The 8,998-nt window shown below is 51.6% G+C and carries 9 protein-coding genes, 1 tRNA gene and 1 pseudogene; 6 read left to right on the forward strand and 5 right to left on the reverse strand.

Going from position 1 to position 8,998, the window contains the following annotated elements; translation table 11 throughout:
- Positions 1-1,448: transglycosylase domain-containing protein (locus MR935_RS00380; protein WP_290570058.1), on the reverse strand; the 1,448-nt coding region annotated here is incomplete at its 3' end.
- Between the two features lie 372 nt (positions 1,449-1,820).
- On the opposite strand from MR935_RS00380, the gene MR935_RS00385 reads away from it, so the two are divergent.
- Positions 1,821-2,159 (forward strand): hypothetical protein, encoded by a 339-nt coding sequence (locus MR935_RS00385; protein ID WP_290570060.1) that lies wholly within the window; start codon positions 1,821-1,823, stop codon positions 2,157-2,159.
- Between the two features lie 51 nt (positions 2,160-2,210).
- Here the strand turns inward: MR935_RS00385 and fliB are convergent, their stop codons facing one another.
- Positions 2,211-3,446 carry a flagellin lysine-N-methylase gene (gene fliB, locus MR935_RS00390; protein WP_290570061.1) on the reverse strand — a complete coding sequence of 412 codons (1,236 nt, stop codon included), beginning with the start codon at positions 3,444-3,446 and terminating at the stop codon, positions 2,211-2,213.
- A gap of 280 nt (positions 3,447-3,726) precedes the next feature.
- On the opposite strand from fliB, the gene MR935_RS00395 reads away from it, so the two are divergent.
- Positions 3,727-3,803 (forward strand) — tRNA-Arg (locus tag MR935_RS00395).
- 45 nt (positions 3,804-3,848) lie between these two features.
- Here the strand turns inward: MR935_RS00395 and MR935_RS00400 are convergent.
- Both MR935_RS00400 and MR935_RS00405 read right to left on the reverse strand, forming a co-directional pair.
- Positions 3,849-4,160: a hypothetical protein gene (locus MR935_RS00400; protein ID WP_290570063.1), complete on the reverse strand. Its 312-nt coding sequence runs from the start codon at positions 4,158-4,160 to the stop codon at positions 3,849-3,851.
- A 221-nt stretch (positions 4,161-4,381) separates the two neighbouring features.
- Positions 4,382-4,609: a hypothetical protein gene (locus MR935_RS00405; protein ID WP_290570065.1), complete on the reverse strand. Its 228-nt coding sequence runs from the start codon at positions 4,607-4,609 to the stop codon at positions 4,382-4,384.
- Positions 4,610-4,742: 133 nt separating this feature from the next.
- Here MR935_RS00405 and MR935_RS10740 point away from each other — a divergent pair, with 133 nt between their 5' ends.
- The 4 genes and pseudogenes from MR935_RS10740 (at position 4,743) to MR935_RS00415 (ending at position 7,801) form a co-directional block, all read left to right on the forward strand.
- Positions 4,743-5,054, forward strand: a complete 312-nt coding sequence (locus MR935_RS10740; RefSeq protein WP_442862994.1) for a site-specific integrase — start codon at positions 4,743-4,745, stop codon at positions 5,052-5,054.
- A gap of 414 nt (positions 5,055-5,468) precedes the next feature.
- Positions 5,469-5,627, forward strand: a pseudogene (locus MR935_RS10745) (tyrosine-type recombinase/integrase); the annotation flags it as partial.
- Positions 5,628-5,922: 295 nt separating this feature from the next.
- Positions 5,923-7,155: a hypothetical protein gene (locus MR935_RS00410; protein WP_290570067.1), complete on the forward strand. Its 1,233-nt coding sequence runs from the start codon at positions 5,923-5,925 to the stop codon at positions 7,153-7,155.
- Between the two features lie 79 nt (positions 7,156-7,234).
- The gene (locus tag MR935_RS00415; protein ID WP_290570070.1) at positions 7,235-7,801 is read left to right on the forward strand and encodes an endonuclease/exonuclease/phosphatase family protein; all 567 of its coding nucleotides are present in this window, start codon (positions 7,235-7,237) and stop codon (positions 7,799-7,801) included.
- 45 nt (positions 7,802-7,846) lie between these two features.
- Here MR935_RS00415 and MR935_RS00420 read toward each other — a convergent pair whose 3' ends face one another.
- Positions 7,847-8,770 carry a hypothetical protein gene (locus MR935_RS00420; RefSeq protein WP_290570068.1) on the reverse strand — a complete coding sequence of 308 codons (924 nt, stop codon included), beginning with the start codon at positions 8,768-8,770 and terminating at the stop codon, positions 7,847-7,849.
- Positions 8,771-8,998 lie beyond the last annotated feature (228 nt).

The raw sequence follows: 8,998 nt of genomic DNA on the forward strand, positions 1-8,998 counted from the left end.
CGCTGGGTGAGGTAGTCAAACGAGGTCTGCGGCGTGAGCATATTAAGCACCTGCACCGCAATGGTATTGACCGAGCCGGCGATACCGCTTTTGACCGGCATACCGTTGCCGCTCGGCGCTCTGCCGTCGTTCATCGGCCACGGCTTGCCGTCGGTGCCGATGCGCAGCGCCTTGTCATACACAGTGGTGGTCGGCACAATGATGCCGGTGTCCATCGCCGGGCCGTACACCGCCAGCGGCTTGATGGACGAACCGGGCTGGCGGCGCGCGTCGGTCGCGCGGGAGAAGCCGCGCATACCGGTCTTTTCGCCCCGTCCGCCGACGAGCGCACGGATATTGCCCTGCTTGTCGGTGATGACCATGGCGCTCTGAGGCTTACTGCCCTCCGGCCCGCGGGTCATGTTCGGGAACACCGAATCATCCTGATAGACTGCGTCCAGAATATCCTGCACGCGGGTATCAATCGTCGCATAGATCTTCAGGCCGCCGGAGAACACCAGATCCTGCGCGATCAGCTCGGAATAGCCCTTTTGAGCCATCAGGTCGTTGATAACGTCCTTGATGACCGCGTCAGTAAACCAAGTGTAGCTGTCGTTCTGCTCGGCCACATAGGTCTCATACGGGCGGTAGACCAGCTCCTTGGCCTTAGCCGTGTCGTGCTCCAACTGGCTTATCATGCCCTGCGTGAGCATGGCGTCAAGGATCAGCTCCTGCCGCTCCTTGACCTTTTCCGGGCGGTTGTATGGGTCGTAGATCGAGGGGTTGTTGGTCAGTCCCGCGAGCACAGCGCACTCGGCTAGGTCCAGCTCGGACACGTCCTTGCCGAAGTAGGTCATAGCCGCGGTCTTGACGCCGTAGCAGTTATACCCCAGATAGATGGTGTTCAGATAGCTTTCAAGTATTTTATCCTTGTCGTCCAGCTTTTCTTCCAGCGCGAGCGCGCGAAAAATCTCATTTACCTTGCGCTTGACCGAATAATCATCGTCCTTGGTGGCGTTTTTGATCAGCTGCTGCGTGATGGTCGAGCCGCCGCGCTGCGCGCCGCCGAGCAGCCAGCTTTTGACCGCCGCCGCCGTGCCCTTCCAGTCCACACCCTTGTGCTGATAGAAGCGCTGATCCTCGATCGCAATGACCGCATCCTTCAGCTCATCCGGCACTTGGTCGATCGTGACCGGTACGCGGTTTTCCAGCCCCTTGATCGTTTCATACAGGCTCTCCTGCCCAGTCTCGGTATCTATCGAATAAATAAACGAGTTCAAATCAAGGCCAATGCCCTGACTGAGCTGCGCCACATCCTCCTCGACCGCGGGATTGATATATACACGGACATAATACGCAAACGCCACGCCGCAGAAGCAGGCGCAAAGCACACCGACGAGCAGCAGCGTCAGCAGCAGGCGCGCGAAGAAATGCACAATGCCATGCCCTTTTCTTTTGCCAGTAGCCAATTTGGTCTCCTCCTCACCCCGCGGCGGCCTGCCGCAAGGTCTTTCCGAATCAGACGCAGGCCGCGTCCGATTTGTTCCCAGCAGCGGTGATGGTCACGCAAGCGCCGCCATGCCGGCGGCGGGCATACCTTTTATTATAGCAGCTGTTGTGCGGCTATTATACCACAGCGGCAGACACCGCTTGAGTCAAAGCACCTGTCCATGCATCCGCTGGCGGTATCATCACGAAATCACAGTATGATAGCCGCGCTGTGGCTATTATACCACAGCACCGCGCAAATTCCAAACAAATTTTTGCACTTGTTTCTGAATAGTAAACATCTTTTGGGGAATACTTCAAGAAATTACCCCGCTGTAAAGGAGGTTTTGACCATGATGCAGGGGTTTTACATCCTTGCCATGCGCCGCGCGCGCCGGCAAAGACGCATCGCGCTGCTGGCCTGTGCGTTGGCGCTGTGCTGTGCGCTCGGCGCGGCCTACGCATGGCTGGCTCAACCCCGGCCAGCCGTTCCGGCCGCAGCAACGGGCGAGCCATATGTGGCGCGCAGCGAGGGCGGCGCGGTCGTTGTCTCGCGCGGCGGGCGCACGGTCATCCGCACCGATATTGATGTCCGCGTGCTACCGCAGGCCGACCGCGAGGCGCTCTCGCGCGGCATTTCGCTGCCGGACGCGGAAGCGCTGGCAAAGCTGCTGGAGGACTACGGAAGCTGACCGAAAACGTGCGGGAAAGCAAGCTTTCCCGCACGTTTTTGCTGCCGCCCATCAACCGAGAATAAGAATCGCCATGTGCGCCAGCGAATCACTGTTATGTGCAAAAAATTGGGTGCGCAGCTCGGCAGCACCTTGTGCATTATGCAGCAAATCGCGCGAGCAGCGCGCCACGGCCCAGAACACCCGCTCCTTGGATACCTCCTCGACACAGCTTGCCGTGATGCAAAACTTATAATAGCTATACAGGTTGCACAGCGCAACATAGTCCTGCCACAATGCTTCCGCGGTAGCGGTGCGGGGGTACGCCAAATAAAACAGGTTGTTGACCATCAGGTTTTCCATAAAGTGCGCGTGCTGCGCCAAAAACGCCTGCACCTTGGCCGCTGTCTTGAGGTAGCACTCTGGATCTACACGCAGACTTTCCTCCTTCTCTCCCCGTTTCAAGCCAAGCATGGTCTGTACCTTGTCCAGCATTTCATGGCTTTGTGTAACGAGCACGGTGAGCAAGTGGTTGGATAAAAACATTTGCGTATTACCCGATAGTGTATCAAACATATGGCCGGAAGCTGCTCCTTCGAGCAGCAACCCCACTTTTTGCTGCCATACGGTCAGATCAAGCGGCTGCTCTGCCCACTCTTTCGGCTGCTGTTCAGCCGCGAGCAGTTGCTCCTTGAGCATATTCAGTACCATGCCGAGCAACAGCATTCTGTGATCCAAGGAAAATTGCCGCGCCTGCAAAATATCAACGCACTGCGCGCGCACCTCGGGAAAAAGCAGCTCATTAGGCGCAAACAAAGCAGTTATGCGTGGGGCATGCGGCAGCTCCTCCTCGATAAAATCAATGCTATCAGGCATATCCCACAGAATATCGAGTACCGCATCGCACGAGGGCGTCATGCTGCACTCTTTTCCGTAGGGCGTATAACGCTCTGTTCTTGGGTAAACACGACAGACCTTTGGCAGCGTATCGTGCCCGCATTCTATTTGCAGGCTGCACAGGTTTTGCCCGTTAAGGAAACCGCAGCGTCCATCGGGCAGCCGGAACTCCGCATACGAATTCGAATTTGTATCTCGGATACAACGGCAGGTTGTTTCACATAGCTGCTCTAATTCCGGCGATTTAGCTGCACGCTTAATTTTAAGATAATCCTTTTTATTGAAGGCAATTTTCCAACCGCCGTCACAGCAGCTGAAGCGGCAGTCACCGCCCGTGCACGCAAAGCGCGGATAATAGCTTGGCATCAGCCGCACCCGCATTGGAACAGACTGTTTCTTTTGCTCGTTCAAAGGACTGCTCCTTTCGTTGTTTCCGATGGTTTATTATGTTAAATTAGGATAGCATAGATGGTATCATCCGTCAAGGACGCTTGCACAAAATCAGTGTCCAGCCGCCATGCAAGGCCGGTCATCCGTCCCACGCAAAGGTCGCTGCGGCTATGCGGCACGGCTTCCATGACTACCGCTTTGTATTTTTAAAAAAATCCTTGACATGTCCTGCCGGATGTGGTATCCTGTTTAGGCAGTCAAGTGAATACAACATGTGTTTTACAGACTGGTAAATAAATATGCGCCGGTAGCTCAGCTGGATAGAGTGTTTGGCTACGAACCAAAAGGTCGGGGGTTCGAATCCCTTCCGGCGTACCACTTTATTGTGGTAAGCAAGCGATTTTTTAGAAATCGCTTGCTTTTTTATTTTTTCAAGAAGCTTTTCTTTCTGCTGCGAGCAGTTTTTTGTGAGCAGCCTGCACCTCGCTCAATACTGCCCGGATCGCAGCTTGGCTCGCGCTGAAGTACAAGTTTGCTTTTGTGGTCGGTTCGCTGGCAAACGAAATAAACTCGTTCAGCGTTGTGCTCAAGTTGCTTCGTACAGTAACGCCATGCACATGCATCACACGGCCGGTGACGGTATAGGTCATGCTGCCCGTACCGGGGTTGGTTGGAGGGCATGGTGAGGGCAAACAGCATATCTGCTGCTACCCGTTTGGTGATGCCTTTGATCATGGCAATCCTCCCCTCATGCGAAAACCGCCTTTCGGCGAGATAGGCGGCTAAGTTTGTGTTCTGAAAAAGCGGGATGGAATGATTCCAGTCCCGCTTAATGATATAGGTTTATCATCCAAAATGTTGACAGCAGCAGATGTTTCCATCATCCGCAAAAGCAAATCCAACACCAATCCGAGTCCAATCGACGTTCAGCATTGTATGATGACACCCTTCCGAGTTCATGAAGTTTTCATGCTCAATGTCAAAGGATCATAGCCGATACCAGTAATGCGGCCGGCACCGGTAATATTTTTACCATTGATGATTTCCTCAATGTCCGACCTTATGCTGATATTCTGAGCAGTTTCCAATTTATAAATTTCACCGTAAGTTGCGTGTCTGAATTCAATCGTGAATTGCTCTGCCCAAAAGTGTGCGCTCCACACGAGGTCATCATCAACTTGCAATTCTGCTACACCGGCCGTATGCCGTTCTTCAATGAAGTTGAATTTTCGTTACCTGCCATTCATACTGATTGCAAACCGAACCGCCGAAATGGAGGATGAAAAATACAAGAGAAAATGCAATGGATGAATTACTATCTCGAATACATTAAGAAACAAAAAAAATCTAAACGATAAGACAATAAAAGCCTACCGAATAGATTTGAGGCAGTTTATTCACTTTTTGGAATCGAGAGATTTGGAGATAACAAACCAAAGCGTGCGCACTTATGTTATGTTTCTTCATGATAGCTATCAGGTGCGGAGCATCAAAAGGAAAATCACCTCCATCCAGGCATGGAGCAGCTTTCTGCCGGAAAACCAGCTTATCATCGAGAATCCGTTCCATCACTGCCATATTAAGATCAAGCAGCCGACTTTTTGCCTCGAACAATTCCGCTGCGCGTGATTGAAGCTGTTTTGAAAGAAGCGCACAAAGCAACTCGGCGAGCAAATACAATAGCAGGCGAACGTCCAGGCATGGCGCGAAGCTGCAGTACTCGAATTGCTGTTTGCATCCGGGATGCGGGTATCCGAAGTGTGCGGTTTGTAAGCTGATGACGTCGATCTGTTAGAGCGATGTATCCGCCGTCTATGGAAAGGGTTCTAAAGAGCGGATGATCCAACCGGAAAATGCCGAGGTGTTTAACACCCTCGGCACATACAAGCAGTTTGAACCTTCGCAGTCCAGGGAATCGTTTTTAAAAATCGATTAGCACACCCCTTGTCTGACCCATCTGCACGCTTGATTGTACGCAAATACGCTGCCAAAACAGGCTGTAACGCGCATATTACACCACATATGTTTTGACATTCATTCGCTACCTTGTTCTTGGAAGCAGATGCGGACATCCGCTATATACAAAGGTTTTTAGGCCATAGTTCCATTTCTACGACTCAAATTTACACATTTGTAGCTGCAGCTAAACAGAGGGACATCCTAGCACCCCGACATCCGAGAAATAGGTTTTCTTTTGAATGATAAAATACATATAGCGGACAGCATCTTTGATGCTTATCCGCATATGATAACGAAGGATAATATAGCATTATCCTTCATTTGTAAACTGCAAGAATAGAACTTTATCGTCTTTCTTCAGCATACATCGCACTTGCTTTGCCCGGCTGCTCAGCATGCACATCACTTCTATATTTTTGTATCAATGTTCGGGCAATAATAGCGCAATCGACTTCTTTTAGCATCAGATAATGCTATATTATGTAATTATCATCATAATGAATGGAGCGACAAAATAGACAGCAAAAGCTTTGCACAGATGAATCAGTTTGACTACCTGTATGATGCAATCGTGAAAAAATACCCCGCGCTGAAAATCGCGGACAATACGACCGCATTTCAGTTCATGTCTACGCCAACGGTGGCAGACTGGGTGACGGGAACCGATGAAAAGGCCTATAACATTGCTGACGTCGTTCCGGCGCAGTTGGGCGGTTTTTATAAGCCGGGCAGCGCGCGCGTCTCCGTATCGTACCAATCGCTGATCGAATCCCTGATGACTGCGCTGGGCGATAACAATCCGCAGTATCGCCAGCTGCAGGATAAGATGACCACACAACTGAACTTGTTACAGGTCGCACTCAATGATGCCAAAGGTGCTTATGGCATGTACCGGACGGAGCAACTGGCGCTGGAATTGACACCCACAGATTTCAACACATGGCTGACCCAAGATATTACGGCTGCGCCTTATCAGAAGAAGCATGAAAACGTGCGCAGCGAATATGAGCGCTACTCCAAAGAGGCAGAGGAGCTTTACAAAGGCATGGGCGCCGCACTCAGCGATGCAAGGGAGCAGCTTGGCAAGGATCAAATGCTGATTGCCGCCGATGTCACAGGGGGAAAGTATGTTCCCGGCACCACGATTGGCGGCAATCTGTCGGCTGACATCGACCGCTGGCAGCAGGTGCCTGATCAATTTGATTTTGATGTCATCATTGAAAATGACGACAGAGAGATCACGCCATGGCACACGGTCAGCACAACGGAAGCCAAGCAGAGCCGCCACAAAACCGAGGTGATCAACGAAACGCAGGTTTCCCGCATCATCACGGATAAGCATTATCAGCTCCGCGTGAAAGCGGTCGGTCTGCGGGCTTATCCCATTACGCGCGGCTCATGGTACAACGATTTGTTCGTGCACCCGAATGTGCAGCTGCCGCAGGGCCGTCAGTTGAATACCGACAGCTTTTTCGGGGAAAGCGGCGGGCTGCATATGATCCCGACCTCCATCTTGGTCATCTATCGCCCGCAGATCGAGCTGACCATCTCAAAGACCTGCTATCAGGATATATTTTCCGATATGGCAAACATAAAAGCAGATTGGCTGAATCTGTTCAATATGCGGTTTGACCTACAGGCCTCGTTGAAACTCGGTCAGGAAATCGGTGAAGAAACCGTCATGCAGACTTTTGTTTCGCCATGCAATGCACCGGCACAGATTTTGGGTGTTTCCTCTGTGGTGCGCTATTCCGGTTTCCAGGGCTGGTAAGGAGAAGGGGACGGATATGCAAGCATTTTACTTAACCACCTAGAACGCGCAGGGCGGCCTGATCTCCGATACGAATAAGCTGCAAGTCCTTAAAGATATTATCCATGACTACCCGGATGCGCCGCATTTTTTTGCGATCCAGGAAGCGGGAGCCAATCCGACATTACATCAAAAGCTGGCCTCCATTGCTTACAAGCAGCTCTGGTGTGCGCCCTCACAAGCGAAAAACGAGCGATGCACTTTAGGTATTTTGGTTCCCGCTGACATCAAATGCCATCTTTGTTATATCAAATGCTCCACCATTCGCAATATTGCTTGCTGTGATTTGGAAGCACCCTCCATCCGCATTGGCTGTATCCATGCGATTGCTGAGCGCCATGCGGCAACAGAAGAAGTAAAAGCTGTGCAGCAAGCATTGCGGCGGTTTAACCGTCCGTTTATTCTGGCGGGAGACATGAATTCTGCGCCCATTGCAAGCGCAAGCAGCGGAATCAAACTACTGCATAGCGGTCAGGCAACGCATCAAAGCGAAAATGAGTTGGATTACTTTTTTGCGTCCTCCAGCATCCATGCCGATGACCCCTTTGTTTATCCAGTTGCTCCAAGCGACCATAACCCGGTAATCCTGAAAGTTCGCATCGTGTAATGCTTAGCAAGCCGTTTGCCTGTATCTTTAGGCAAACGGCTTCTTTCATAAATAATTACATTTGGAAAGCACGCCCCACACTTGTGGCGTATGCTTGAGGGCTGGAAGACGGATGCAAACAGGGGCGGGGCCATCACCTAGCACATTGGCCTGAGGCAAAATGGAAGCGCGTGCAAGATCAAAATGCAATCCGCCAACCATCACCGGCGTACTCAGCGCATTACGCGCCATTAGTATGAGAAGCTTGTTGGCGGCAACTGTAATGGTCACCTCGGGCTCATAGGACACCAGTACCTTGAGCCCGGTGTGCTGCAAGCCGCCCCGTCTCCCAAAAAGCTGCTCGATGCGAATGCTTCCTCCCTGCACAAGCGGAAAGGCCGGGTTCACAAGGCTTTCCTGATACCAATCGCCGCGCTCGATCTCATATATGCCAACGCCCTTTACGCGTAAGCGGTAAGCACAACGATCCGCCAGAAGCTCGTCCAGCGAATTGATTGTTCCAAGCGGCCCCTCAAACGAACGCAGGAACGGATTATCGGTAGGGATATCGCTGTCTGTATCGCAGACGAACATCCAGTCCGCAGCGGTATCCCACTGCGCAGCATCGTCCGCCAAATTGCCGGTGATACGCATTTCCAGATTGCGGTTCATGCGATCCAACGCGGTATCGACATGGCTGCATTCGCTTCCCAAGCAAGAGCGGTCGGCACTCAGCAGCATGGTGCGGTAGGCCTGTGAAAACCGTCCGGCGCCATTGAAGAAATATCCATCTCGGCGGGTGCTGACATATTCGCACCAATCACGCTCGTTATCCGTGTTCCCGGAATACCACAAAGCGGTCATCGGCATGGCGACAAACTGAAAAACGGTTTGCATTTGACGCTCCATATCCAGTTCCGGGAATTTTGCTGCCAGTGCCGCATATATCTGCGCGTCAGCAATCACAGATGAAGGGGTATTATTATTCAATGATATTGTCAATATTGGTTGACACATTTATCTCAAAGATATCACTGCCTATGCAGCCAATTCCAGAGATTGGTAGTATCTCTGACGCTTGATTATCGGAGGAAGTCCACCATTGGCAGAGCAGATCCTCCTGTTATTCCAGTAACTGATGAAGTATCTCCAAATGAGAACCTTCAGATCCTCTATGGACATAGTCTCCGTATTGTAGCGGTCATAGAGAAGCTCGCT

The organism is Agathobaculum sp. (genome assembly GCF_022775115.1).
Classification (GTDB): Bacteria; Bacillota; Clostridia; order Oscillospirales; family Butyricicoccaceae; genus Agathobaculum.